Annotated in this window: 27 protein-coding genes and 1 pseudogene; 19 read left to right on the forward strand and 9 right to left on the reverse strand. The window is 65.9% G+C overall.

Annotated elements, in window-relative coordinates:
- Positions 1-12: 12 nt before the first annotated feature.
- Positions 13-1395 (forward strand): pentapeptide repeat-containing protein, encoded by a 1383-nt coding sequence (locus OG394_RS21650; protein WP_328988833.1) that lies wholly within the window; start codon positions 13-15, stop codon positions 1393-1395.
- Between the two features lie 290 nt (positions 1396-1685).
- On the opposite strand, the gene OG394_RS21655 is transcribed toward OG394_RS21650, so the two are convergent.
- Entirely contained in the window at positions 1686-2699 is a 1014-nt protein-coding gene (locus OG394_RS21655; protein ID WP_328988834.1) for an NAD(P)/FAD-dependent oxidoreductase, read from the reverse strand.
- A 173-nt stretch (positions 2700-2872) separates the two neighbouring features.
- On the opposite strand from OG394_RS21655, the gene OG394_RS21660 reads away from it, so the two are divergent.
- Entirely contained in the window at positions 2873-3496 is a 624-nt protein-coding gene (locus OG394_RS21660) for a TetR/AcrR family transcriptional regulator (protein ID WP_328988835.1), read from the forward strand.
- A 244-nt stretch (positions 3497-3740) separates the two neighbouring features.
- Here the strand turns inward: OG394_RS21660 and OG394_RS21665 are convergent, their stop codons facing one another.
- Together OG394_RS21665 and OG394_RS21670 are read right to left on the reverse strand one after the other, a co-directional pair.
- Positions 3741-6128, reverse strand: coding sequence for a tyrosine-type recombinase/integrase (locus OG394_RS21665; RefSeq protein WP_328988836.1), 2388 nt, complete (start codon positions 6126-6128; stop codon positions 3741-3743).
- A 98-nt stretch (positions 6129-6226) separates the two neighbouring features.
- On the reverse strand, positions 6227-6379 hold the full coding sequence (locus OG394_RS21670) for a hypothetical protein (protein ID WP_328988837.1): 153 nt from the start codon (positions 6377-6379) through the stop codon (positions 6227-6229).
- Positions 6380-6399: 20 nt separating this feature from the next.
- On the opposite strand from OG394_RS21670, the pseudogene OG394_RS21675 reads away from it, so the two are divergent.
- The 12 genes and pseudogenes from OG394_RS21675 to OG394_RS21730 form a co-directional block, all read left to right on the forward strand.
- Positions 6400-6849 (forward strand): annotated as a pseudogene (locus tag OG394_RS21675) (ATP-dependent DNA ligase); the annotation flags it as partial.
- The gene (locus tag OG394_RS21680; protein ID WP_328988838.1) at positions 6846-8114 is read left to right on the forward strand and encodes an MFS transporter; all 1269 of its coding nucleotides are present in this window, start codon (positions 6846-6848) and stop codon (positions 8112-8114) included. The pseudogene OG394_RS21675 and the gene OG394_RS21680, both read left to right, overlap by 4 nt.
- A 93-nt stretch (positions 8115-8207) precedes the next feature.
- Positions 8208-8351, forward strand: a complete 144-nt coding sequence (locus tag OG394_RS21685; RefSeq protein ID WP_328988839.1) for a hypothetical protein — start codon at positions 8208-8210, stop codon at positions 8349-8351.
- Positions 8352-8880: 529 nt separating this feature from the next.
- On the forward strand, positions 8881-9240 hold the full coding sequence (locus OG394_RS21690) for an ATP dependent DNA ligase (RefSeq protein ID WP_328988840.1): 360 nt from the start codon (positions 8881-8883) through the stop codon (positions 9238-9240).
- Between the two features lie 92 nt (positions 9241-9332).
- The gene (locus OG394_RS21695; protein WP_328988841.1) at positions 9333-10475 is read left to right on the forward strand and encodes a tyrosine-type recombinase/integrase; all 1143 of its coding nucleotides are present in this window, start codon (positions 9333-9335) and stop codon (positions 10473-10475) included.
- A complete protein-coding gene (locus tag OG394_RS21700; protein WP_328988842.1) occupies positions 10472-10810 on the forward strand; it encodes a helix-turn-helix domain-containing protein in 339 nt (112 codons plus the stop codon). Before OG394_RS21695 ends, OG394_RS21700 begins: the two co-directional genes overlap by 4 nt.
- Before the next feature lie 305 nt (positions 10811-11115).
- Positions 11116-12351, forward strand: coding sequence for a hypothetical protein (locus OG394_RS21705; RefSeq protein ID WP_328988843.1), 1236 nt, complete (start codon positions 11116-11118; stop codon positions 12349-12351).
- 82 nt (positions 12352-12433) lie between these two features.
- Positions 12434-12697 carry an MFS transporter gene (locus OG394_RS21710; RefSeq protein ID WP_328996856.1) on the forward strand — a complete coding sequence of 88 codons (264 nt, stop codon included), beginning with the start codon at positions 12434-12436 and terminating at the stop codon, positions 12695-12697.
- Between the two features lie 376 nt (positions 12698-13073).
- Entirely contained in the window at positions 13074-13565 is a 492-nt protein-coding gene (locus OG394_RS21715) for a peptidase inhibitor family I36 protein (RefSeq protein ID WP_328988844.1), read from the forward strand.
- Positions 13566-13616: 51 nt separating this feature from the next.
- A complete protein-coding gene (locus OG394_RS21720; protein WP_328988845.1) occupies positions 13617-14021 on the forward strand; it encodes a hypothetical protein in 405 nt (134 codons plus the stop codon).
- A 56-nt stretch (positions 14022-14077) separates the two neighbouring features.
- The gene (locus OG394_RS21725) at positions 14078-15028 is read left to right on the forward strand and encodes an ABC transporter ATP-binding protein (RefSeq protein ID WP_328988846.1); all 951 of its coding nucleotides are present in this window, start codon (positions 14078-14080) and stop codon (positions 15026-15028) included.
- Positions 15025-16014, forward strand: a complete 990-nt coding sequence (locus tag OG394_RS21730) for an ABC transporter permease subunit (RefSeq protein WP_328988847.1) — start codon at positions 15025-15027, stop codon at positions 16012-16014. Before OG394_RS21725 ends, OG394_RS21730 begins: the two co-directional genes overlap by 4 nt.
- 508 nt (positions 16015-16522) lie before the next feature.
- Here the strand turns inward: OG394_RS21730 and OG394_RS21735 are convergent.
- Positions 16523-17770, reverse strand: a complete 1248-nt coding sequence (locus OG394_RS21735) for a hypothetical protein (protein WP_328988848.1) — start codon at positions 17768-17770, stop codon at positions 16523-16525.
- A 578-nt stretch (positions 17771-18348) separates the two neighbouring features.
- Between OG394_RS21735 and OG394_RS21740 the strand changes: the two genes are divergently transcribed.
- On the forward strand, positions 18349-18474 hold the full coding sequence (locus tag OG394_RS21740; protein ID WP_328988849.1) for a hypothetical protein: 126 nt from the start codon (positions 18349-18351) through the stop codon (positions 18472-18474).
- Positions 18475-19180: 706 nt separating this feature from the next.
- Here the strand turns inward: OG394_RS21740 and OG394_RS21745 are convergent.
- Positions 19181-19615, reverse strand: coding sequence for a hypothetical protein (locus OG394_RS21745; RefSeq protein WP_328988850.1), 435 nt, complete (start codon positions 19613-19615; stop codon positions 19181-19183).
- Positions 19616-19905: 290 nt separating this feature from the next.
- Between OG394_RS21745 and OG394_RS21750 the strand changes: the two genes are divergently transcribed.
- A complete protein-coding gene (locus OG394_RS21750) occupies positions 19906-20319 on the forward strand; it encodes a hypothetical protein (protein WP_328988851.1) in 414 nt (137 codons plus the stop codon).
- An 87-nt stretch (positions 20320-20406) separates the two neighbouring features.
- Here OG394_RS21750 and OG394_RS21755 read toward each other — a convergent pair whose 3' ends face one another.
- On the reverse strand, positions 20407-20532 hold the full coding sequence (locus OG394_RS21755; protein ID WP_328988852.1) for a hypothetical protein: 126 nt from the start codon (positions 20530-20532) through the stop codon (positions 20407-20409).
- Between the two features lie 620 nt (positions 20533-21152).
- The gene (locus OG394_RS21760) at positions 21153-21926 is read right to left on the reverse strand and encodes a GAF and ANTAR domain-containing protein (RefSeq protein WP_328988853.1); all 774 of its coding nucleotides are present in this window, start codon (positions 21924-21926) and stop codon (positions 21153-21155) included.
- A gap of 194 nt (positions 21927-22120) precedes the next feature.
- Between OG394_RS21760 and OG394_RS21765 the strand changes: the two genes are divergently transcribed.
- The gene (locus OG394_RS21765) at positions 22121-22702 is read left to right on the forward strand and encodes a TetR/AcrR family transcriptional regulator (protein ID WP_328988854.1); all 582 of its coding nucleotides are present in this window, start codon (positions 22121-22123) and stop codon (positions 22700-22702) included.
- A gap of 112 nt (positions 22703-22814) precedes the next feature.
- On the opposite strand, the gene OG394_RS21770 is transcribed toward OG394_RS21765, so the two are convergent.
- Together OG394_RS21770 and OG394_RS21775 are read right to left on the reverse strand one after the other, a co-directional pair.
- Positions 22815-23192 carry a hypothetical protein gene (locus OG394_RS21770; RefSeq protein WP_328988855.1) on the reverse strand — a complete coding sequence of 126 codons (378 nt, stop codon included), beginning with the start codon at positions 23190-23192 and terminating at the stop codon, positions 22815-22817.
- 2 nt (positions 23193-23194) lie between these two features.
- Positions 23195-23851 (reverse strand): hemerythrin domain-containing protein, encoded by a 657-nt coding sequence (locus OG394_RS21775; RefSeq protein ID WP_328988856.1) that lies wholly within the window; start codon positions 23849-23851, stop codon positions 23195-23197.
- A gap of 65 nt (positions 23852-23916) precedes the next feature.
- On the opposite strand from OG394_RS21775, the gene OG394_RS21780 reads away from it, so the two are divergent.
- Positions 23917-24351 (forward strand): MarR family winged helix-turn-helix transcriptional regulator, encoded by a 435-nt coding sequence (locus tag OG394_RS21780; protein WP_328988857.1) that lies wholly within the window; start codon positions 23917-23919, stop codon positions 24349-24351.
- A gap of 55 nt (positions 24352-24406) precedes the next feature.
- Positions 24407-24778 carry a nuclear transport factor 2 family protein gene (locus OG394_RS21785; RefSeq protein WP_328988858.1) on the forward strand — a complete coding sequence of 124 codons (372 nt, stop codon included), beginning with the start codon at positions 24407-24409 and terminating at the stop codon, positions 24776-24778.
- The last annotated feature ends 205 nt before the right edge of the window (positions 24779-24983 follow it).

The raw sequence follows: 24983 nt of genomic DNA on the forward strand, positions 1-24983 counted from the left end.
AGTAGGGGGCCCGTGGTGATTTCACTTCAACGAGTTCTGCGCCCGGTTCGCCGCGAGCGGCGCGACCGTGATCTGGCCCGGACCCCGAAGTTCGGGCCGTTGCTACTGCAGGGGACTGTGGCCGTGCTCCTAGCGATCGGCGGCGCTGTGGGGCTCTATCTTCTCTTGGCCTGGTTGCTAGGCGTCTCACCACACCTGTCAGGCCCGACTGCCGGCCAGCCGAGCCTCCCCCGCGCTGACCAACAGAAGTTGCTGGCCGACCTCGTCAAGGTCGCCCTTGGTCTGGCAGCGGGCATCGGAGCCGCCTTCGCTCTCGTCGTCAGCTTCCGCCGCGCACGCGCCGAAGAAGCCAGCAGCCACCGCGACGACCGCCGGCTGTTCAGCAGCCGCTACCAAGACGCCGCCGATCTCCTCGGCAGCGATAAGGCCGCCGTTCGGCTTGCCGGCATCTACGCGATGGCACGCCTGGCCGACGATTGGCACGAACAGCAACAACAATGCATCGACGTACTGTGCGCCTACCTACGGCTGCCCTACAACACGTTAGACAGCGATCCCAGCGAACGAGGCGACCACGGCGAACGTGGCGAACGCGAAGTCCGCCTCACAGTCATTCGCCTCATCTCTGCACATCTCCAACCCTCGGCTACCCGTTCATGGCAAGGACGTGACCTAGACTTCACCGGCGCAGTCTTTGATGGTGGCCGTTTCAGCGGGGCCGTGTTCTCCGGCGGCAAGGTCGACTTCACCGGGGCGCAGTTCACCGGCGGCACCATCGACTTCACCGGGGCGCAGTTCACCGGCGGCACCATCGACTTCACCGAGGCGCAGTTCACCGGCGGCACCGTCCACTTCAGGCTGGCAAGGGTCGACGGCGGACGCGTCTACTTCACCAAGGCGCAGTTCGCCGGCGGCAGCGTCGACTTCTTGGCGGCAGAGTTCACTGATGGCGGCATCCCCAGCGACGAGAGGGAGCAGTTCACCGGCGGCACCGTCAGCTTCGCCGGGGCGGAGTTCTCCGGCGGCACCGTCAGCTTCCACAGGGTGAACTTCGGCGGCGGACGCGTGTATTTCAGCAACGCGCAGTTCTCCGGAGCTACCGTCTACTTCAGGGACGCAAGGTTTTCCGGCGGCACCGTGTACTTCGATAGGGCCCAGTTCTCCGGTGGGGGCGTCGACTTCGACGAGGCGCGATTTTCCGGCGGCAGAGTTCGGTTCCCCCAGGCGCAGTTCTCGGGCGGAACCGTTGATCTCTCCGCAGCGATCCTCTTGGCCGATGGCAGCGAGCCAGAGGGCCTTCCGACGCTTTCCATACACGGGACGGTGCGCGCGAGTGACACCGGCATCGCGGGTCTGCGGCTACCGGCCTGGCTGCGCACTCCCGAGCGGCGCTGAACAACCGGTCGCAGGCCGTTATCACGGGTAGTCCGGACTGTCGGAACCGATGACCTTCTCATTACGAGGAGGATATTCACCGGCGTGTATGCCCTCCACAGGCGCAAATTCTGACAGTCCGCGTGGCGCCACGCCCGCTATTCCCCATGTCTATCAGGTCCTGGGATCCACGAACGGATCCACGGCGCATCGGTGCCTGTCGCTGGGTAGCGATGCGGAAAACTGATCAATTTCCTCGCCAATGAAGGTGAGGCGAATGGGTGACGGGCTGAGATCTCAGGGCTTCAAGATCATCCTGTGGCCCCTTTGGGGCTTACCTCGGCGATCCCCTGGAGGGCCGCGTCGGTGTCTGCGGTGGCCAGCATCCTGTTGATGTCGGCGCCGGCCAGTGCGCCGGCCGCTGCGGAGGCCCCGACCTGGGCGACCAGATCGGTGGCGTTGCCGGCCACCCACACCCCCGGCACCTCAGTGGTGCCGGCGATTCCGGAGGCGAAACCGCGGCCCTTGTTCGGCAGGTCCTGCACCGGCAGGCTCAGACCTTCCAGGCCCTGGGCGCGGATCTGCAGCTGCGCGAGGACCGCGAGGATGCGGCGGGTCACGACCTGGCCGTCGGCCAGGCGCACCCCGGCCAGGGCACCGTCCTCGTCGTTGACGACCTGGGTGACCGGGGTGTCGATGATGCGGATGCCGCGGGCGGCGAAGCGGGCACGGCTGTCCTCGTCCAGGTCAGTACCGTTGGTGAAGTAGGTCAGATCCTCGGTCAACTGCCGGAACAGAAACGCGTGGCCGATGGAGACCGGGCCGGTGGCGAGGATACCGATAGGCTCATCGCGCACCTCCCAGCCGTGGCAGTACGGGCAGTGCACCACACTGTGCCCCCAGTGCTCGGCAAGCCCGGGCACCTGCGGCAGCACATCCGTGAGGCCGGTGGCCACCAGGATGCGGCGAGCGGTGATACTGCGGCCGTCGGCCAGGGTGACGGTGAACCGCAGGTCCCCGTCCGCCGACGGGGCGGCAGGCTCGGCCGAGACCACCTCGCCGAACACGACGCGTCCGCCGTACTGGCGCACCTGCTCCCGGCCCCGTCGAAGGATCTCGGACGGCGGGGTGCCGTCCAGAGCGATGAGGCCGTGCACGGCCTCCGCGGGCGCGTTGCGCGGGGAGCCGCTGTCGATCACGACGACCGAGCGGCGGGAGCGGGCGAGGATCAGTGCACCGTTCAGCCCCGCGGCGCCCCCGCCGATCACCACCGCGTCGACGGTCCCCTCGGCCAGTGCGTCGCTCGCGTACGGAGGACTCGTCACAGCCACGGCCTCCTGCCTTTCCTTATCAGTCATGGTCCGGTCAGCCCTTCGAGTTCTGGGTGGTTGGAGGCTCCTGCCGGCGAGCGCAGGACGGTTGTGTACTGAACTGTCAGAAACGTAGGCGGTTCTGTACTGAATTGTCAAATACGGTAGGTCGGCCCTACCTTCTATGTATGGCGAGACCACGAAGCTTCGACCGCGACCACGTCCTCCATGCCGCCGAACGGCAGTTCCGCACCACGGGCTACAACGGCACGAGCGTCGACGACATCAGCGCCGCCACCGGCCTGGGCCGCGGCAGCCTCTACGCCGCGTTCGACGGCAAGCACGGCGTGCTGCTGCAGGCGATGGCCGGGTACTTTGCCCGGCTGGGGCAGGCTGCGCCGAAGGTGCTCGCCGGACCGGACGAGGGCGCCCTGGAACGACTGCACGGGTACTTGCTCCGCGCCGTCCACGGGGTGCCACTCGCCGACGACGTACCCCCCGCCCCTGACCGGGCGGCGGCGGCCTGCTTCGCCGCCAAGATGGCCCTGGAGCTCGGCGCCTCCGACCCCGAGGTGCAATGCCTGGCCAACGCCTGCTTCTCCGCGGTCGCGACGGCGATAGCCGAGTGCGTGCGAGCGGCGCAGCGCAACGGCGACATCGACCCCGACGCAGATCCCGACGACCTTGCGTACCTTCTGCTGACCATCATCCGCGGGACCGATGTCGTAGGCGCGTACGGCCACAGTCCCGCCCGCCTGACCTCGATTGCGGAGAGCGCGTTCGCAATGTTGCCTCGCCCGCGCCGCCGCTGAGAAGGGCACGGCCGGCCTCGTTGCACAGGCATCTCATGCGGTCGGCCCACTTCGACGCCGCGGAGGCACGGCCCATAGGTTTACGCGCCGCCGTGACCTCGTGTGTTGGCGCGTGCTGTGGTGTTCCGGGGGTATGCGGGGTGGGCACTGCTCGGCGCTTCGGACGTGAGGCGATTCCATGGATGCTGCTGCGCAGCGACCTGGCACTGGGCGACGTGGAGAAGCTCCCACCTCGCTGACTGGCTCAGATCAGATTCGGATGAGGGGTGCGGAGCTGCTGTTCGGCGTCGACGCGGCGCTGCCGCAGGTGACGCAGCGACTCCTCCAGCGCCGCGACTTCACCCAGCCACGCCTGGGTTTTGGCCTCGGCCAACCGGGCCTCGGCATTGCTGGTCAATTCCTCGATCCGGGGCAGCTGGGCCGGGTCGACCTTCAGGAACCGGCACCTTATGCAGGCGTGCTCGTGGACGCACGGAGTGCCGTAGGGGCGGTGGCATTCACCTAGTGCGACCTTGCGCAGCAAGAAGTGGTCCTCGAACTCGGTCCACTCCTCGCTCGTGGCCGGCCGCATCTCCCCGAACGGCCGCGTGGCGCGGCGTCGCTCGATGAAGTGCTGGTGCGCGGCGATGACCTCCTCGGGAAACACCGCGGTGTATCCGCGGGTGGTGTCGAGGTTCAGGTGGCCGAGCAGCGTCGCCGCGATGTGCAACGGCAGCCCGGTGGAGACCAGCTCAGTGGCGAACAGGCGCCGGAAGTCGTGCGGCGTGAAGCGGATCGGCTGGCCGGCGTCGCGCAGGTCGGCCGAGGCCGCCACGGCGCCGATCATCCGCCGCACCACCGAGGGCGACATGACCTCCTGCCGCGTGCCGATGCGGCGGGCGAACAGGTGCGGGAACGGCTCGCCGTGCACCTTCTCGTGAGGGTCGTAGCGCACCGACAATGGCACGTGGCTGTGCGGCCCTTTCGCCCGGCGCTGCACCGCGACCAGCACGATCACGAGCTCCGGTGTCATTGGCACCAGACGCTCGACGTCGGTCTTGCTGGGAACGATGTGCAGCAGCGGGACCAGCGTGCCCGACGTTGCGGAGGTGTAGTGGCGCAGTGACAGCTGCGTGAGCTCGAGCAGTTCCTCGATGCGGATCCCGGTGAGCCGCAACGTCTCGATCACCGCCCACGCCCAGAACCCGTCACTCTCGGCCGCGGTGAGGTCGACCAGCCCCATCTTGCTGACAGCGATCGCAGGCATATTGTTGGCACCGGTGATCAGATGGGCTCGGAACCGGACCGGCCGGGCGTGCTCGTAGTGGCGCGGTGGCGGCTTGTGCAGCTCGAACACCGAGCCGTCCACGGTGAACCGTTCGCCGTGGCTGACCTGCTCGGCCGCGGCGAGTGCTCGCGCCGACCAGTCGCGGCGTCGGCCTGCCTCGGCGACCAGCCTTGGCAGGAGCGGCGTCAACGCCCGAGTCCGGTCCTGGGTCCGCGACTGCTGGCGCCGCTTCTCCTTCGAGGCGGCCTTCGATTCGTGCCGCGAGACGGGGCATTGAGCGACCCACGGGCCCCAGCGTGCGGGTTCGTCGTGCGCCCATTCCGCCAGGTCGCGATACATCCCCCGGACGGCGAACAGCGTCGAGTGGACCTCGCGGCGCGGTTGCCCAGCAGTGGTCAGCGCCAGACGCTCGCGCCACTGCGTCGCGACGTCAGGTGCCAGCTGCAGGCTGGACTGCGCGGGATTGATCTGCAGAACCTCCCACCAGAACAGGCGCACCAGGCGGTAGGCCCAGCCCTGCAGCGAGCCGTAGTCCATCGATGGCTTCAGCTCGCGCAAGTACTCAACCAGCAGATCGCGGACCCCGCCGGGCGGGATGCCGTAGCGGTCGACGAGCGTTTCGACCGAGTGCTGACGGGTGTTGCCCTTGGCCGACCACGCCGCACGCATCGTCAGCGGTTCGCCGGCGAACGGGCCGAGCGCGACCAGCAGCTCCCAGGCCAGATGCTCGCGGCGGTGCCGTCCGGAGGTCTTGACGATGTCGGCGTAGTGCAGCAGATGCTCGCCCTGGAGCTGCTCCAGGCGCAGGCCTGTGCGGATCAGCACCCTGGACAAGCACGCCTCGGCGTCACGCTGGTGCCGTTCCAGCACCGTCCGATAGGCCGGCAGCGCGCGCGTCCGCGCCAGCAGTTCAGGCTCGTGTGTCTCGAGCATGCGCTGCGGCTGGTGTGCTCCAGCGCCACTGGACAACTGCCAGCCGTAGGACGGCCGCAGGATCCGCACCACCATCAGCGCGTTCGACGCGACCTTCAACTCCGCCGGCATGCTCTGCGGTCGGACCGCCTGACGCCAGGTTCGCGGCGCCAGGTCAGCGCCGCTGCGCAGCCACCGCTCCTCCCAGGTGTCGCCCTCGAAGCTGTCCAGCCACTGCAGCAGCCGCCGGACGCCATAGGCGAGGTGTTTGCGGCTGACGAACACGCCGACCGTGGAGTCCAGCGTGTAGTCGATCGCCTCAGCCAGCCCCAGTCGCTGAACCAGCTGCCCGGGAGCGTCGGCGAGCAGCGGAGGCGGCGCCTGTCCGAGGTCGTAGCCATGACGCCTCAACAGCCGCCCGCCTGGCCCGAAGACTGCGTCCGGAGCCGCCATCGCCGGAGGAGACAAAAGCTTGGTCGATGGTCCGGAGGCCGCCCGGGTGGCGTTGGCCTGCCGGCGCGGGCCAGGCAGCTGGTCAGTCGTCGGGCCGGTCACGCCGGCAGCCCGAGCAGTTCACGAACCGCCGCGTCGTCATAGGCCGGCTCGATGACCGGACCGACCGCGCGGGGCCGGGCGTAGTGCTCCAGCACCTTCGAGACCAGGTCCTCCAACCGCGGCTGGGCGTAGATCTGAGTCGTGGACACGCTGGCGTGCCGCAAGGCGGCCGGCGATGTACATGGTGTTCGACCTGCTCGGGGTCGGCGGGGTCGACCTGCGGAACATGCCCTGGCTACGGCGCCGGCAACGGCTCGAAGACCTCGCCGCGGCCTGGTCGGGACCGCTGCAGCTGTGCCCGGTCACCTACGACCTGGACGAGGCCCGCGAATGGTTCGACGCGCTCGGCGCAATGGGGATTGAGGGCCTGGTCGTGAAAGGCCGCCGCACCCGCTATCTGCCCGGCCACTCGTCCGGCTGGCTAAAGGTGCGTTCTGACGGGGTGCCCAGTGGTCGGTTCGCCGGCGTTGCTGTGTTGTGCCTGGTCAGCGTGCTGCTCGCCGGTCGGTCGTCGTGCGCGACGGCTGTTGCACACGCGGACAAGCATGCTTGGTTTCATCGACACCTGACCTCCCTCCACGCCGACAGCGGTCGGCGCGGGGTTTACTGGGGCCGGTGAAAGCCCAATGGCGTGTCTTAGTCGACCATCGGAACTTCCGACGTCTGTTCGCTGGTAACTCGATCTCCCTCCTGGGATCGAGCGTGACGACCGTTGCGTTGCCCTTGACCGCCGTCCTGGTCCTCGGCGCATCGCCGGTACAGATGGGTTTGCTGGGAGCGGTCTCGTTTCTGCCGCACCTTGTCTTGGGCTTGCCGGCTGGGGTGTGGGTAGACCGGTTGTCGTACCGCCGGGTCGTTGTCGGTGCTGACCTGTTGGCCGCCGCTGCGCTGATAGCAGTGCCGATTCTGGCCGTGGCGGGACTGCTGCAGATGTGGCAGCTGTACGTCGTTGTCGTGATCACGGGGACCTGCAGCCTGTTCTCCGTGATCGCGGGCCAGGCGTTCGCGCCCATACTGGTTCCCCGCAGCGACCTGCTGGCAGCCAACAGCGCGTTCGCACTCAGCAACTCCGTCGTCGCCACGAGCGGCAGCGCCCTCGGCGGCGTCCTGGTCCAGCTCCTCACCGCCCCAGCAGCGATCGCTGTCGACGCGGCCTCGTTCCTGCTGTCGGCCATCTCGAAGGCGCGGATCACCGTCGCGGGCCGACCGACTGGCACCGAGCCGGCCAAAGAGTCGTTGTTTAAGGGTATTTGGGGCGGCTTGCGCGCAGCGCTTGAGCATCCCGCACTACGGGCGACCACGATTGCCGCCACCATCGGCGCTTTGGCAGGTCAGATGCAGGCGGTGATCATGGTGCTGTTCCTGGTCCGTGACCTCGGCTTGTCGGCTGGACTGGTGGGCCTGGTCATCGCTGTGGCAGGGGTCGCCGGAATCGTCGGTGCCACCATCGGGGTGCAGATCACTGGACGGCTTGGCAATGGGCCTGCCTTCGTCGTCGGCATGACTTTGTCGAGTCTGGCCGGACTGGTGATGGCCGCCGCAGGAGGACCGGCGGCGCTGGTGTTGGCGGTTGTCATCGTCGCGCAGCTCCTGCATGGCTGGGGGCCAACGCTGTACGGGATCAACCAGCAGACCATCCGCCAGATTTTGATCGCACCCGAACTCCTCGCTCGAACTCAGGCCACCTGGCGGTTCCTGGTCTTCGGAATGCAGCCGATCGGCGCCCTCCTCGGCGGCACGCTCGGCGCCCTGGTCGGTTTCCGCGCCACCCTGGTGATCAGCAGCCTGGTCATGCTGACCGGCACCACCCTCGCACTGCTAAGCCCACTACGAACGCTGCGCCAACTCCCAGGCAGCGAGACCGCAACACACCGTCGTCAATGACCGCAGAGCGCCCAGGGGTTCTCTAGTACGTCGTTCCTTGAGCTGTCCCGCTTGCAGCTGCTGTGGAGCTCGGTCTTACTGCCGCGTGTTGAGGTGAGTCATCAGCTCGCGGTTGGCCGCCCGGGCGGCGGCAAGCTCTTCGCCGCGTTCTTCGAGCTGACGGCGCAGCTCGAGCAGTTGTTGCTCGCGGTCGGTGAGTGTCTGCTGGAGGCTGCGGATGTCGTCGGGTGCCCCTAAGCCGCTGTCGCGGAAGACGGCTTCGCCGAAGGTCTCCGAGAGCCGGTTTTCCAGGGAACGGATGTGTTGCTGCAGCCGGACCCCTCTGCATGGCGCAGCCACAGCATGAACGCGCCCAGCCGATCGACCGCGTCCCACCAATCCCTGTGCACCTGCCCGCACCACGACAAGTACAGCGAAACCGACGTCGCGTGCGCCCTCGTCGTACTCTCCGCGCAACCCCGGCCGAACCGCAGATGCCGCAAGAAGTCGTCCGCGGCCCGATGCATCCGAAGATCCCAGTCCAGCACCGTCCAGTACCGAACACCCGACGGCAACTGAACCGCAAACGCTCGCACTCCGCCTCCCGCGGCCCACCCGTCACCCGACACGAGCGCCAACGTAGGACCTCGCCGGCCCGCACGCCCTCACCCCAGAACGGGGTGTCGTACACGTGCCAAATCGGTCCTCAACGCGACAGTGCACGACACAAAATCCAGCCCTTCAAAAGGTGCGCCATAGGGAGACTCTCGACGTTCTGGTCGGCGCAGTGACCGGTTCGCTGGCACGGCCTGAGGCAGTGATCGCCGGCCGCTACCGGGGCCAGGTGCTCGAGGTGGTGGGCCGAACAGTGCCGCTGAAGGACGCCCAGGCCGCCGACCTGGCCAAGGTGCTGAAACCGGCCGGCCCCAGCCATCCGTGGCCGGACGAAATCGCCTCGCACCGGTGGGGCGGCAGGGACAACCGGGTAGCCCTGACGAAGGTCCAGCCGAAGGTCGTGATCGAAGTAGCCGCCGACACGGCTCTGCAAACGGGCCAATTCCGCCACCCGCTGCGATTCGTCCGGATACGCGCAGAGTTGCACCCAAAGGACGTTTCGACACTTCCCGGTAACGGTGGTGGATTGTGAAGTTCCACTCCGGCACGGTGAGCGTAGGCGTTCTGGCCTGGGGTCTGCGCGTCGGCTAGGCAAAATGCATCAATGTTGTGTTTGATGCAACGGTGTCTGATGCCGGAATCGAGCTGCCAGGAGCCGCTCATCTTGTCTTGGTCGCGGATCTCGGTCTGCTGCAGCCGGAGCGGTCGGTGCTGGACGCGATGGTCGAGGGCTGGGAGCGGCAGCAGCGAGTGCGGTTCTTGAAGGCCGACACGATCCGGCGGCGCCACAGGGTGGTGGCTCGGATGGTTGAGTTCTCCGGCTTGTATCCGTGGCAGTGGACCGCGGCTGAGGTTGAGGCGTTCATCGATCAGATGCGGTCCGGAGGTGCGCCGATCGTAGCGTCGACGGCGCGGAGCTACTTGATTGATCTGCGGTTGTTCCTCGAGTACATCACCGACCGTAGGTATGGCTGGCCGGATGTGTGCCGGGAGCGCTTTGGCGCTGTCCCGTTGCAGGTGCTGGATGAGTGGAACACCGTCATCCACGTCAGCCAGTACGAAGGGTCACCGGGGCGCCGTCCACTGTCGTATGACGAGGTCCAGCGACTGTTCGACGCCGCCGATGACCTAGTCGACCAAGTCCGCGCGAGCGGCCGCAAGGGTGTCCTGGCTGCGCACCGCGATGCGGTGGCGCTGAAGACGGTCTACGCGTTCGGGCTACGCCGCCAAGAGACGTGGGGGCTGGACCTGGTCGACCTGCGCCGCAATCAGAAGGTTCCGCAGTACGGCGACTTCGGCGCGTTGATGATCCGGTGGGGCAAATCGTCGCGCGGAAGCCGCCCGAAGCGCCGCACGGTGCTGCTGGTACCGGAGATGGACTGGATCGTCCCCGTCCTCGAGCAGTGGACCGCCGAACTGCGGCCGCGGTTCGATCCGGGTGCACTGGTGGCGATGTGGGTGACCGAGCGGCGCAGCCGCCTCTCGATGCGCGGCCTCAACCAGGCCTTCGCGGTCGCCCGGGACGCGGCCGGCCTGGATCCGGTGCTCGATCTGCATTGCCTGCGGCACTCGTATGTGACTCACCTGGTCGAGTTCGACTACCCCGAACGGTTCGTGCAAGAACAGGTCGGGCACGCCTACGCAGCGACCACCGCGATCTACACCAGCGTGTCCGATGCCTACCGCAACACCCTGCTGCAACGCTCACTGACCGGGCGGAACCCTGAACTGTGGAACGACAATCTGGACGGCGAGGTCGACCGATGATCAAAAAGATGGGGATCGAGTGGAACCTGCGGCTGCGGATGGCCGAGCAGGACCTCTACTCCACCACTGAGCTGGTGCCGCTGCTGGCCGAACGAGGGATCCACCTTTCCCGCGAGCAGGTCTACCGTCTCGTGACATCCACACCGCAGCGGCTCAGCACCGACGTGCTCGCCGCCTTGTGCGACATCCTCGGCTGCACGCCCAATGACCTGATCACGGTTGCCGTGGTCAACCAGCAGGTCTCCAAGCCGGCTTCAGGCGGCTCCAGCTCGGCCGCCGGCGGCAGCCCAGCGCCGCGACGGACAACCATCCGTCGGCCCGGAGAGGCGATGTGACGGCCGATCCCAAACCTGCCGTCCAAACGCGAAGACGCATCGCCTGCGGCGGATGCGGTCGGCTAGAGCCGCCGAATGCGCTCTGGCCGATCGGACCGGTCTGCAAATTCTGTTACCGGACCGCCCGAGCGAATCCGGCGTCCTGCCAGGCCTGCGGGCAAGTCCGAGTGCTCATCGCCGAGGCACCGACCGCGGCAGGACCAACCGTCCAACTGACAACCTGCGGACCGTGCGCCGGCAGTCATCTCAGCTACCTGTGTGACCGTTGCGGCGGCGGTGATGAGCCCTACAAGGACGGGAGTTGCGTGCGATGCGCTGCCCGCGAAAAGCTCACCACTGCCTTCACCGGCCCAGATGGACAGCTGAGTCCACAGGCCGCGCTCGTGGTTGACGCGATGGCCGCCAGCCGCCGACCGCGATCAGTGCTGAAGTGGCTGTCGAACCCGCGCGGCGGCGCAGAAACGCTCCGCGAAATCTTCGGCCGGGGCCAGTTGGTCACCCACCAAGTGCTCGATCAACTCAACGAGATCACCGTCTGGTCGCTTCGTCGCACACTCACCGACCTGAACATCCTCCCGGTTCGTGTTGAAACCCTCGCCCAGCTCGAAACACGGATCCACAAGGTCGCTGCGCCCCTTCCGGGCCGCAACCGCGAGCTCATGCTCACCTATGGGACCTGGTGGGTCCTGCGGCACGCTCACCGACAGCATGAACGCACCGGCCGGTTCAGCCGCGCCCAATTGCGATCGGCTGCACGGCGCATCACCACGGCAGCCGGCCTCCTGGCCTGGGCCGACGGCCAGGGCCTCAGCTTGGACCGCCTGACCCAGGGCGACCTCGAGCGATGGATCGAGGGCTGCCCACTCGCGCGGGAAGCCGCCGATTTCCTGCGCTGGGCGTACCGGCGACGGTTCGCCGAGCAGCTGAGCCTTCCCCATCAGCCGTGCTCGGATCCGGATATCGTCATGAGCGATGACGAACGCTGGGCCCTGCTGTCGCGCTGCCTGCACGACGCCACCCTCCCACTTGAGGTGAGAGCGGCTGGAGCCGTGATCCTCCTCTACGGCATTCCACTGGCCAAGGTCGTCGAACTCACCAGCGCGCACCTCAGCCAACGCCCTGGCCCTGCGACTGACCGTGGGATACCGGACGGGCTGAGGGTGTCGCTGGACTCCCCGGTGATCGCTGCGCCACCAGCTCTAGGCCGCCTACTGGCACAGCTCCCAGCTGCTCCCGCGAACCCGAGATCCCGCCCACTGATCGAGGCTGCCGAAGACCCCCGCGATTGGCTCTTCCCCGGCAGATCCGCTCTCGGCCACGTCAATGCCTCGGTCATCGCGAAACGACTCAAAGACCACGGCATCCGCGTCCGGCCTTCACGCAACGCCGCCCTCATCGCTCTGGCCGCTGACCTCCCAGCATCGGTAGTCGCCACACTGTTCAACATCAGCATCAGCGCGGCCGTGCGGTGGTCACGGCGAGCCGGCCGGGACTGGAACGCCTACATCGCCGCGGAAGCAGCTACTCGCGCTACCCAATGAGCTTCAGCTCCACTGGCCCAGCTCCTGCATCCACCCCGTCGAGCGTGATGCCAGGGCGGATGAGCGAACATCAATCCGTGCGCTGCTACGTCAGCGGTCCTATCGTCAACTATGGACGGCGCGGACCGTGTCGCAGTGGGGCGACGCGTTCAACACCGTCGCGCTCGCGCTGCTCGTTTACTCGCTGACCGGATCTGGTCTCGGCGTGTCAGGCGTCGTGTTCGCAGAGATCATCCCTGTGCTCGCGCTCGCGCCATTGGCTGGTGCGCTAGTCGACCGGCTACCGAAGGTGCGGGTGATGATCGGCGCCGACCTGCGCCCCGGCGACGTCGAGAAGCTGGCCTGAGCCGTGAACTCATGTGTTGGCGGCCGCACGGCGTACTTCCGTGTGGTCGCCGTTCTGTCCCAACGCCCGCCACGGACGGCGGCACCAAGCGGTGCGACGGGGACGATTTTCCTCACGGCCGTAACGCACGGTGGGTCAACAACGATGAGCTCAGTGTAACGCTCGACTCGCTTGACCGAGTCGCGCGGATAGCAGTGCGCAAAGGCGCGAAAATGCCACCCGCCCGGGCGGCTCTTTGTTGTACCCAAAAGCATAAGCCTGGGCCAAGCAAGGCGTTTACAAAGCAAGAATAGACTTCAGTGAAACATTGACGACGAGACTGCAAATATGGTGCGCTTCATGGCATTCTCTTCCGCCCATTGCGAGTGAGGTAGCCATGAAGCGAACGCTCGGAATCTTCTCTGCAGCCGTCATATCGCTGGTTGCGCCCACCCTGCCTGCTGCCGCGGCAGATACGGCAGACGGTCCACCGAGAGCGCCAGCAACCCAACAAAGCCCTGGGCTGAAATCAACATTTGGCCCCGCGTCCGCTTCCCAATGCAACTCCGGATACGCGTGCCTGTGGGGAAACCGTGACTGGAGCGGAGGGCCGTGGAGGCAGGAGAACGATCCCGGTCTCTACAACACTGGCTATTGGAACAATGACGAGACCTCGTCGGTGTGGAACCGGCAGACAAACTATCGGCTGTGGCTCTACAACCGGGAGAACGGAAGTACGACTGAAGGTGTCGTCTGCGTGCCCAAAATGTACGGCGTGAAGAACCTGGACGACTACAACTTTGACGACCGTGTCTCATCATTCAGACTGGATATCGGCAGTTGCCCGTCAGGCACGACCACAATCGGGTCCTACAAGCCGAACCCATAGACCATGCGTCGCAAGGCAGCGTTGCTCCTGGCCTGCGCTAGTTTGAGCATCATGCCGCTAGCCGCGGCCGCCGGACAGAGCGAGCCGAAGGGACCCAGCGTGAACCAGCACGAACAGGCGCTCGCGAAATGCCTCGAGAAGTACGATATCCGACTGTTCGAAGACGAGTCCGGCAGTCTGCGCCTCGGCGGTGATGTGAACAGGATGGAGGAGGCGACACTGCGTGGACCATGCGGCGCACTGGTGAATGCCGAGATTCAAGGCAAGCTTGAGTTGTTCTATGCAGACCAGAATAGAGCAGTTGTTGCGTGTCTTCGGCGCCATGGCGTTAATGCCGTCTACGACGAAGGCGACCGGCCAGGTATCCAGATTGTGGAAAAGCACCCGCAGCTACAGGAGTACCTGGAAAGGTGCGCTGCGGAGGTCTTCGCGGCGGCACGAAACGACGGGCTCTGAAGACGGTTGAACACTCCAAGTAATGAACACCAGGACCTGGCCGCGGGAAGGTCCTGGTGACATTTTCGGCAGCGCTAGCGGTCAGCGCGCGGGGATTGCGCAAGACCTACCGCAGCCGACGGGGCCGGAGGACCATCGCGGTGCAGGGCCTCGACATGGACGTGCCGGCCGGCGGCGTCCACGGGTTCCTCGGTCCTAACGGTTCGGGCAAGACCACGTCGATCCGGATGCTGCTCGGGCTGGTCCGGGCCGACGCGGGCACGATGACGATCTTCGGCCAGCCGGTGCCCGAGCGGCTACCAGAAGTGGTCGGCCGGGTCGGTGCGATCGTGGAGTCGCCGAAGTTCTTCCCGGCGTTCAGCGGCCGGAAGAACCTCGAGTTGCTGGCCGAGGCGATCGGCACGCCACGTTGTGTGGTCGACGAGGTTTTGGAGGAGACATCACTCGGTGACCGTGGCCGAGACCGATTCAAGTCGTACTCGCTCGGCATGAAGCAACGGCTCGCGATCGCGGCTGCCCTGCTCAAGCAGCCGGACCTGCTGATCTTCGACGAGCCGACGAACGGCCTCGACCCGGCTGGCATCCGCGAGATCCGCGAGACGATGCGGGGCCTGGGCGACCGCGGTAAGACGGTGCTGGTCAGCAGCCACATCCTGGCCGAGGTCGAGCAGGTCGCCGACACCGTGTCGATCATCGGGCACGGCCGGCTGCTCGCATCGGGAACCGTCGCTGACGTGATCGGCAGCAACGCGGCAGCCTCGGTTCGCCTCCGCATCGCGGACCGCGAGGCCGCGGTCCGGGTGCTCACCGACGGTGGGCTGGTAGTGCGGGTCGAGGGTGAGCAACTGCTGGTCGATGGGGTGACTGACAGTGCCGACGTGACGAGACGGCTGGCCGAGCACGGGCTGTACGTTGCCGAGATAGTTCCGGTGCGAGCGGCTCTCGAGTCGGTATTCCTGGAGCTCACAGCGGGCGAAAGTCTCACCGGGACGAAGGAGCCGCGATGATCAGGCTCACCCGCGCCGAGATCCGCAGGCTGCTCTCTCGCCGGCTCAGCCTGGTCGGTGCGCTCGGTGCGCTGGCAATCACCGCCGGGATACTGCTGTCCGTCTATCAGGAAGCCAAACCGCTTCCAGCCGACGCACAGGCCACAATGCGCGCGGACTTCGAACGAGCGCACCAAGACTGGGAGAGCAACCGGAAGCAGCTCACTACCGACTGCCTCGCAGCTCAAGCCCAACATAGAGCAACCGACCCTAACGCCGACTTCCACTGCAACGATCTGGAGCCGAGATTGGAGCATTGGGGCAAACCCGAGACTAGATTCACCGAACTTGCTCCTGAGATCCTTCTCGGCTCCGGTTACATGCTCGGCCTTCTCGCTTTCCTGATCGGAGCCAGCTTCATCGGCGCCGAGTTCAGCACCGGCTCGATCGCCACCTGGCTGACCTTCGAACCCCGCAGGCTCCGCGTCTACATCAGCAAGCTTGCAGCCGCCGCGCTCGTCGTGGCGCCACTAGCGGTCCTCGTTGTCAGCTTGCTGACGGGTGGGATCTGGCTGATCGTCGATCGCCATGGGTCGACTACCGGCGTCACTGCCGACGCATGGAGCGACCTGTCCGGCACGGCAGGACGAATCGTCCTGCTGACTTGCGCCAGCGCGATCGTTGGTACGGCCGTGGGGCTAATGGTGCGCCACACAGCCGCCGCCCTGGGCATTGTAATCGCCTACTTGGCGCTGATCGAAGGCACGTTCTCCGGGGTGCTCCAACAGCAGCAGCTATGGCTGGTCGGGCCAAATATCCGCAGTTGGATCCACCACGGAACGACCTACCCTGCCCTTGAGTGCAGCCCGGTGGCCGATGGCAACTACCAGTGCAGCAACGTCGATAGGCTGCTGACGTTCACTGACAGCTCACTTTATCTCGGCCTCACGTTCGCCCTGGTTGTAGCCCTCGCAGCACTGGTCTTCCATCGACGCGATATCACCTAGCCCGGCGCTTTCACGTTGGTTGGCTGTGACGTCGTGTTAGTGAAACTGAAGGTGCTCCTGACCAACGACGATGGGTCTGCCACCTCGGGGTGTTCTTACCAGCACCCCTAAGTCACTCGACTCGGTTGCCGACGCAGACACGCGGGCCTGCCGGCCGGTCGCCACGGCGCGGCGTGCGCCGGGTCCTTCGCGTCGGCAGCGACACAACAGCGGCTGCACATTGGGCGAGCTTCGGGAGTTCCAGGCCTACCGACATGCCGCCTCGCGGAGTATTCGGCACGAATCAGATAACGCCGTCCCCCAGCCATACGAGCCGACCTGCGTGCCTCCGACGTTGACCAGCTGACCTAAGGCGTCAGTGACGCGCTGGCTGAGCTGGTCGTGGCCAGAGTGCCCCGGTGCAGGCATGGAACGGGGTGCGGCCAGGCCTTACTGGTCCGGCCGCACCCAATTGCGGACGCTTAGTGGTGGTTTTTGCTTCGTCGTTCTGGTGGTGTGGGCACTGCGGTCAGGAGACGATCAAGGACGCGCCGACCCGCGCTGCGATGTTCTTGATACCGGCGAAAACCCAGTCTTCGTCGCCGTCTCCGTCGCAATCCTTACGGCCGATGTACTGGCCCCAAGCCTTGACGGCGCCGCCGGTCGCCGTCGTGAGCACGGGACCGCCGGAATCGCCCGGTCCTGGTCCGTAACCGGTGACCTTCGAGACACAGGTGAGCTTGCTGAGCGAGGCATAGCCGTACTCAGCGCCGTAGTTGAATGTCGTGGTGCGATTGAGGATCACGCCGCAGTTCAGCCCGAAGTTGGCTCCACTCGAACACACCGTGACGCCAGTCTGCGTACCGTCGTTGTCGGCCCACAGCACCCGGCGATGTGAGGCATCCCGGGTACCGCCGACCCACACCGAGTTGTCGACACTTCCGTAGGTGATCCGGATGTACTCGAAGTCGACGTACTCGCCGGTGTTGAGGTACCTGGTGCCGACGTAGCCGATGCGCTGATCCGGGAGGCCGTTGTAGAGACTGGTCCCGGGCGCCCAGCAGTGGCCCGCAGTACTGGCGTAGCGGAGGTTATCGGCCCATCGTCTCCAGTTGTAGCCCTGGGTGCACTGGGCCGTGGACCGGCTCGCGTCTTGCGAACCCCACAGGGCGTTGCCGGCGGTCCATGGTGAAGAGGAGTAATAGCGGTCGTCGAGTTTGATGGCCGTTCCGGGCCGCAAGCTCACGGTCTTGCCGAACCGGCGCTGTGCCGCGGTGCGCAAGGCGGCCAGGTCGCCGCTGACCTGGGCGAAGAGAGTTCCGGTCTTTGCGTCCACGGTCGCGCCGACAACATTGCGGACCGCCGACTGTCCGCCCCATTTCGCACGGCCGGCCATGAAGGTGTCGAGTAGCGCCTGTTGCCCGTCCAGCGAGAGGGGGACCGGACGGAACACGGTCTTGACCGGCGACTTGGCGGATCGGAGTTTGCCCGTGACGGCTTGCTGGAACACGGTCCGGAGGTCGGCCCGCTTGGCGCGGGGAGCCGCGACATTGACGTACAGGGTCTTCGTGGCCGCATCCCAGTGGGTGCCGGCAAACGCCTCCGGGTAGGCGGCGGCGATGGCGGCGATCTGCGCCCCGGCGTCCTCGGCGGGAATCTGGTCGACCGGAGTGATGTTGGTCGGGAGCTTGCCGGCAGCCTCCGGTGTTGGAACGGCCAGCGCGGCCGAAGAGTTGGTCAAGGCGACCGCGACCAGCATCGCTGCTGTGGCCGCCATGACAGGCAGGGTGATGGGTAGACGACGCACTGGTGCCTCACGTCTCTGCGACCGGAATCGCTGGAGGTGATGAATCTGGTCGTCCGACAGTGACAGAGGCAGACCGGCTTCGGCCAGGAAAGTGCAGCTACCTGCAGACCACTTCGCACCTTCCTGCGAAGCACCGCCATCAGCAGCTCGGAGGCGGCGGTGGGTCAGCCGTCGACGCTGACAAGTTCGATGCTGGCGGATTGCTCGGCCACTTCTTGGACCGAGCGGTTGGGCAGGGGTGGGGAGTGCCGCCCCAGGCTGGGCAGCGGGCCTTGTGGTCGCACCAGACGCAGAGTGGACCTTTGCTCGGCCGCCAGTCGCCGTACCGACTGCGATTCATCCGCATACGAGCAGAGTTGCAGCCACAAGACATCCCGACACTTCCTGGTAACAGTGGACGGTTCTTGAACGCCCGGGCCGGCCCGGGCGCCTTCGAAACTGTCGCGACGTTGACAGTCCCTGCGTCGCGCGCGCTACAGACCTCGCGCACGTCCTGCCGAATGCTTGACGCAGAAGACGTTCACCCCGAAACCCAGGAGGAACAACAGATGCGCAGGATTAAGCAGTCAGTGGCAATGGTGCTCATGCTCGGCACTTCGATGGCGGGCGTGGCCGTCATGGCTTCACCCGCGGACGCGGCCCTGAAGCCGTGTTACCCGAACTGCCCGTGGTGACAACTCGATGACGTGAAGGGCTGGCGCCGGGCTACCAGCCGTGCGCCTGCCACTCGCTATTCCTCTCGGCGGGCCGAGAGGAATAGCGCACAGTGCAGATATCGCTCGCCCCCAGCCATACGGCCCGACTTGCGTGTCTCCGACGTTGACCAGCTGACCTAGGAGTCAGTGACGGTCGGCTGAGCTGGTCAGTGGTCAGAGTGCCCCGGTGCAAGACAGGAAACGGGTGCGGCCAGACTGTGAGGTTGAGGCCGCACAACCCATTGCCGACGCTTGGCGTGAGTCGAGCTAAGAGGCGGCTTTACCGCCCGTCTGGGTGCCATGCGCTGTCCATGACCATGTCCACGAACGCCAATCAATTTGGGACACTACAGACAGGTAAGGCAGGCGCGGATACACAGTGAGCCGGTCAAAACGGACCAGCCTTGGCGACGCGTGCAACTTTTAATCCGCGGGTTGTGGGTTCGAGTCCCACGGGCCCTACAAAACCCCAGGTCAGTACGCTGACCTGGGGTTTAGCTTGTTTGGGCCCATGGTTTACCACATGGTTTGCTCCAGCCACCCGCCTCCGCGGGCTCCTTTCGCCGGGCGCCGAAGGCACCTTCAAGCGCGTTGGCGGCGCCCGGATTCTTCGCCTTGCGCCCCAAGTAGACGTCCTGCGTACGCAAGGCCACCAACGTCGCGTTCTACGAGCTCACCTCTCGCGTCACGCGCGATACGCTCCGAAGGAGTGGATTGTCACCATGCCACTCCTGCTGACCTTCTTGAATTGGAGCCGGTAGGTGCCGCGGGCAACAGTTCCGAAGGACAGCGTTCCGACCTTCTTGGACGTCGTGCAGGCAACGTCGGCTGTCTGGTCCACAACTCTCCACCCGCCAGTGGAGGTCTCCTTCAGCAGTCTCGCCTCCCAGTAGCCGCCCGCAACCACGCCATAGGTGCACGAAGCGTAGTAGGCCACCTTGATCACACCGCCGTTCCCGGTAAAGGTTTTGAGCGCGCCGATGTTGTCCGTGAACCGGTAGTTCGTACCCTGAACCAGATAGGTCACCGCTTCGCTCTGCTCCGTCTTGGCGACAAGCCCGGCGGACAGCACCATGAAGAAAGACAGTGCCGCCAAGGCAGCGTGGGTCAGCCTTTTCACTTTGCACCTCTCAAGAAACAGCTCCGAGTACGAGCAGCTCCAGGATCCGGAGCCGCCCGCTGAACGTGCGCGACGTTACGAGCGGCCCTTGTCACCTCGCTGCCCGCACCCCGCCCGTACCAGCCGTGGCGGCGGTGGTGGTGCCGTCTGACTGATCGGCGGTGCCGGGACTGGTTGCTGATGCGGTCTGTTGCTGGGCCCGGGGTGGTGGCAAGCGGACAGAAAGCGGACGGAAAGCACCCGTGGTTAGCGTCGTTGCCTCGACAACTCATCACAAGGAGCGATTTCGTATGCTCACTCTGAGCACCAGGCTCAAGGCAATCCTCGGCGTGCTGGTCCTGGCCACCACGGCGTTCACTGCCGTCAGCGTCACCCACCCGGGCGAGGCTCAGGCAGCGGGCTGCATCGACGGCGGCAACTACCAGAGCGTCAACTTGCCGAGTGGTACCACCCGTTTCCCCAGCAGCGGCTACCTCAAGACGACCAGCAGGTGCCAGGACATCAACCTGTCGGCGAGCCCCTGGCACGCACCCCAAACGGTACGTGCCATCAAGGTGTGCTTCAGGACGGCAGGCTGCCAGGATCACTGGACAAACGTCCGAGATAGCGGCTGGTACGAGATCGCGACCAACGTCAAGGACGGCACCGAGTACTACTTCAAGTTCTACTCCTACGGAAAGTGGTACGGCACAGTCGCCGACTGAGCATCGCCGCGGAGCGGCCGGTGATGCTTCGGTGTCCGTGGATGCCATCGATCGCTGTGACCGCAATCGCCTGGTCTCATCGAGTTGTCACCACGGGCAGTTCGGGTAACACGGCTTCAGGGCCGCGTCCGCGGGTGAAGCCATGACGGCCACGCCCACCATCGACGTGCCGAGCATGAGCACCACTGCCACTGCCTGCCTAATCCTGCGCATTTGTTGTTCCTCCTGGGTTTCGGGGTGGACCTCTTGTGCGTCAAGCATTCGGCAGGACATCCGTGAGGTCTGTCGCGCGCGCCACGCAGGAACTGTCAACGTCACGACAGTTCGAAGGCGACCAGGCCGGGCCCGGGCGTTCACGAACGGCCCTCCCGCGCGTGTAAGGACCAATGCCTGGGGATTCAGGACCTTGTACCAGTGTCCGGCGGTCGCATTGCTGATGCTGGGGAGGCGGAGAGTCACGCATCACAACCAACCGTCACGGAAGAGGATCATGAGGACCACCAAGGTTCGATCGGCGCCAGCAAGGCCGGATCCCCCCGTTCGCGTACTTGCCGCCACCACTGATCGGCAAGGGCCGCGACTATGCCTTCCCCGGTGCCGTCGACGCGCTCAAGATCAACGCCGAGACCTTCGACTTCGAGCCCTCGGCGTGAAGTAGCCAGTCCGTTCTTGAAGGTCCGCGACGCTCTACTGCGGCGTCGCGGACCATGGCGCCGGCGGGGAGGATGGCGAGGGCGAGGATGGTGCGAGGTGAGCTGAGGAGATGGCTGCCAGGCCTGTTGGTGGCCAGCCTGGAGGAGGGAATCGCGGTCTCAGGGTCCTCCAGCGAGCAGTTAGTGATGGAGGTTGGGACCCCAGGTGGGGAGCCGGCCGGTGTCGAGGAGGTGCCGGGCAACGTCTCGCAGCTTGGTGTTGGAGTCTTGGGAGTAGCGTTTCAGGATGTCGAAGGCGCGGCCTTCGTCGATGCTGAAGCGTTCCCTCAGGATGCCGACGGCTTGCCCTATGCACTGGCCGGCGTACACGGCCTCGACGAGGGAATCGTGCTCCTTGGCCGCCGCGATCGCGACTGCGCCGTAGGTCGCCACGCGCGGTGCCTTGGCGTCCTCGGCGTCAAAGCTGTGCGGGTGTTCACCGATGAGGGTCAAAGCGCCGAAGGTGGAGCCGGAAGCCGTGAGTGGAATGGCGAAGATCGAGCGACCGTGGGCTGTGACGTTGCTGGTCCACAGCGGCCAGCGGGTTTCACGGGCGGTGTCGGGGACCAGAACGCTCAAGCCGCTCGAGATCGCCGTCAGGCACGGTCCTTCGCCGCAAGCCAGCTGAGCGAGCAGGGCAGCGTGCGAGGCGTCGTCGGTGGCAGCTCCTGCCGTGATCCTGGCGCGATGGCGCAGCGCGATGGTCGCGTGGTCACAGGCCAGAAAGTCGACTGCGAAGGCTAGGAACCGATCCATTGTGTGCTGCAGGTCGGGTGCCTCGTGCAGCTCGACGACCAAATTCTCCAGCCGGTCTTCGTCGAGGATCGGCGCCGGCCGCGAACCCGATTGTGCATTGCTGTTCAGCTGCGTCGGGTCTGGGGGCTGAGGGCCCCGGTCGGCTGCGGGTACGGGCATTCGCTTCCTCCGAGTCGGAACCGTGGGGGTTCCATTGCGCTCGATGCCCTGCTCGGCACACCGTTGTCGGCTTGGTGCGCCCGGGCCAGACGAGAGCCGGGAGGCTCCGACTGCCAACCACCTGAAGGCAGGTAGAAAGACAACTCTTTCTACATGGTATCCAGGCCGATGTCGAGGGCGTAGGGTTGCGTGGCATGACGGTCAACGGGGCTGTGGAACGCAAGCAGGCACCCCGGCAACGCATCCTCGACACCGCCTACCAACTGATTGCGCGGCGAGGTGTCCGTGACGTCGGCGTCGAAGAGGTGATCGCCAGAGCAGGTATCGCCAAGGCGACGCTGTACCGGCACTTCCCGTCCAAGACCGATCTCGTCCTGGCGGTGCTCGAGCAGCGCGAGCAGCTCTGGACGCTCGGCCTGGTCGAGGCCGAGGCGCGGCGACGAGGCGCCACCCCCGAGGACCAGCTACTAGCCGTCTTCGATGTCTTCGACGAGTGGTTCCGCAGCGACGGATTCGACACCTGCACATTCGTGAACGTGCTGCTGGAGATGGGCGCCGACCACGTACTGGGCGAGGCCAGCATCCGCCACCTGCGGAACATCCGCACCGTGATCGCGGGGATGGCCCGCGAAGCCGGTCTGCGGGAGCCCGAGGAATTCGCCCGCTCTTGGCACATCCTCATGAAAGGCTCCATCGTCTCCGCCGCAGAAGGCGACACCGAAGCCGCGATGCGCGCACAAGCCATGGCGGCCAACCTGATCGACCAGTTCCGCTAAACCCATAGCGCGACAAGCTTGGCGACGTCCACAGCGCCGCTACCTCAGACCCCATGCCGGCCGCCATCTCCGAGAGCGGCAATTGGCGTGTGATCCGGCGTGGGCAGGCGGCTTAGTCGAGCTTGGGCCAGGCGGCTAGGAGGAGGGCTGTGCGGGCAACAGCGACCAGGGGTGGGATGGGGAGGGCGAAGCCCCACCAGTAGATGGCGCCGGCGGGGAGGATGGCTAGGGCAAGGATGGCGCCGGTGCGGTGGTTTCCCCAGAGCAGCCAGCCGGCGGCGGCTTCGACGAGGCAGACGGCTAGGAAGCCGGCGAGTAGGGGCACGGTTGACTTGATGCCGTGGTTCTCGAAGGGGCCTTGGCCGTACGCCGGGAAGCCGAACACGATCGGGAGGTCCTTGCCTGCCTGGACTCGCGCGATGGCCGGGATCGTGAAGACGCCGAACCCGATGGCGTTGAACCAGCACAACACCGCGGCGGTTCGGATCATGGCTAATCGCCCCGAACGCCGCGCATGTAGCGGGCGTACTTGCGCCGCCCCACGACTCGCCACATCACCTTGATCGGCAGCGGGAGCTCACCCGTGAACCACTCGACCTCCTCAGGCGACGCGACGTCCTCCAAGGTGCCAGTGGCAACGAGCTTCTCGGGATTCGTGAACTTCTCGAACGTCTCCTGGCCAAACCGCTTCCACTCTTCGGCAGTGACGTAAGCCCGGATCAGCGGTACGACGTACCTCTCCTCGTCATCGAGATGCTCGACAAGGGCCGCGGTGAAATCGTCCAGCGCGACCGCCAACGCCTCGCCATCAAACGCCGTACGTCGCCAAGTCCCCAGCAGCGCACGCACTTGCGACGAGCGCTCGGCGACGACCTCGTGCTGCGCCTCCATCCGGGTGATGAGGTCGGCCTGCGGTGCGGCGCGTTCGAGCAGGCGCGGCCAGATGTTCGCGTCCTCGCCGGTGTGGTGGTTGTGCAGGCCGTTGAGCAGGAAGTCGAGATGTACGGCGATCGGCTCGGCGCGCGTGGTGTCGCCCGGCGGCGTCTGCCGAACCAGCTCGGCCATCATCGGGAAGCCGCGCCGGAAGGTCCGGTGGATCACGGCCATCTCCTCGGTACGCGCCGAGGTGGAAGGGATCTGGGTACGCACAACGTCTCCCCCGTTCGAGATGTACTAAGGTATTCCTGATAATCAGGTATACCTGAGGAGTGAGAGTGGAGCAAGACCTTCCGGAGCAGGCGGGCAACACGATCGCGATGCTCGGTCGCGCGTACAGCCTGCTCGGGTTCCAGATCGTCGACGGAGTGGTGGGGGCGGGGTTCCCGCAGAAGCCGTCGCACTCGGCGGTGTTCGGCCAGATCAGCCGCGAGGGCAACCGCCTCTCCGAGCTGGCTCGCGGCGCGAACATGACGCCCCAGGCGATGGGGGAACTGGTCGACGAGCTGGAGGAGCTGGGGTACGTCGAACGTCGCCCGGATCCGACCGACCGCCGCGCGAAGCTCATCGTGCTCACCCCGCGAGGGCACGAGTGCATCGCCGCCGGGATCGCGACGATCCAGGGCATCGAGGAACGGATCGACCAAGTCCTCGGCGCCAAAGGGCACGCGGAGCTCCGGCGTCTTCTCGGCAAACTGCTCACGACCGATTGACGAGCAGCAGCCGCTTGCACGTTAGGCGGGACGGCTCGGACAGTACGCTCGAGCGGTGAACCAGTTGCGGGCGTATTTCGACGGGTGGCGTCGCCACGACATACCGGCGGTCCTCGCCACTCTGGCGGACGACTGCGTCGTGATCGAGTCGTACGGGCCCGTCTATCGCGGCAAGGAGCGGGTCGAGCAGTGGATGCGCGCTTGGTTCGGCGCCGGTGGTTCGGTCGACGGGTGGGAGATCACGTCTGAGGGCGTGGCCGGCGACTTACTTGTCGTGGAATGGCACTTCGAGTGCACTTGGAAGGGCAGCCCTGGAGCGTTCGACGGCTCCACGGTGGCCCGGCTCGAGGGCGGGCGAATCGGCTATTTGAGGGAGTACGCGACGACTGCGCCGCTGTACGACTGGACCGGCGCCTGGCGCGATTGAAAACGCGTCCGACGAGTCGAGGTATGGCTCGGGCCCGGTTGGCACTAGTATTGACGGTAGTAACCCCTGGCAACGCCGCACATTCAGCGACGGGCGGTGCCTCGTGGCAGGTGCCACGGTCATCGACTCATGGTCGGTTCCCCACGCTGGGCGGTCCCTTCGGACCTCGACAGCGTCGATCGCCGCAGAAGCGGGTGGGATCGAG

Source organism: Kribbella sp. NBC_01245 (assembly GCF_036226525.1).
GTDB lineage: Bacteria > Actinomycetota > Actinomycetes > Propionibacteriales > Kribbellaceae > Kribbella.

Coding starts and splice junctions, on each gene's coding strand:
- OG394_RS21760 (WP_328988853.1), bottom strand. CDS start 21,926: ATGCCCGTACCCGCAGCCGACCGGGGCCCTCAGCCCCCAGACCCGACG.
- OG394_RS21765 (WP_328988854.1), top strand. CDS start 22,121: ATGACGGTCAACGGGGCTGTGGAACGCAAGCAGGCACCCCGGCAACGC.
- OG394_RS21770 (WP_328988855.1), bottom strand. CDS start 23,192: ATGATCCGAACCGCCGCGGTGTTGTGCTGGTTCAACGCCATCGGGTTC.
- OG394_RS21735 (WP_328988848.1), bottom strand. CDS start 17,770: ATGGCGGCCACAGCAGCGATGCTGGTCGCGGTCGCCTTGACCAACTCT.
- OG394_RS21730 (WP_328988847.1), top strand. CDS start 15,025: ATGATCAGGCTCACCCGCGCCGAGATCCGCAGGCTGCTCTCTCGCCGG.
- OG394_RS21740 (WP_328988849.1), top strand. CDS start 18,349: ATGCGCAGGATTAAGCAGTCAGTGGCAATGGTGCTCATGCTCGGCACT.
- OG394_RS21665 (WP_328988836.1), bottom strand. CDS start 6,128: ATGGCGGCTCCGGACGCAGTCTTCGGGCCAGGCGGGCGGCTGTTGAGG.
- OG394_RS21715 (WP_328988844.1), top strand. CDS start 13,074: ATGAAGCGAACGCTCGGAATCTTCTCTGCAGCCGTCATATCGCTGGTT.
- OG394_RS21660 (WP_328988835.1), top strand. CDS start 2,873: ATGGCGAGACCACGAAGCTTCGACCGCGACCACGTCCTCCATGCCGCC.
- OG394_RS21755 (WP_328988852.1), bottom strand. CDS start 20,532: ATGCGCAGGATTAGGCAGGCAGTGGCAGTGGTGCTCATGCTCGGCACG.
- OG394_RS21700 (WP_328988842.1), top strand. CDS start 10,472: ATGATCAAAAAGATGGGGATCGAGTGGAACCTGCGGCTGCGGATGGCC.
- OG394_RS21750 (WP_328988851.1), top strand. CDS start 19,906: ATGCTCACTCTGAGCACCAGGCTCAAGGCAATCCTCGGCGTGCTGGTC.
- OG394_RS21720 (WP_328988845.1), top strand. CDS start 13,617: ATGCCGCTAGCCGCGGCCGCCGGACAGAGCGAGCCGAAGGGACCCAGC.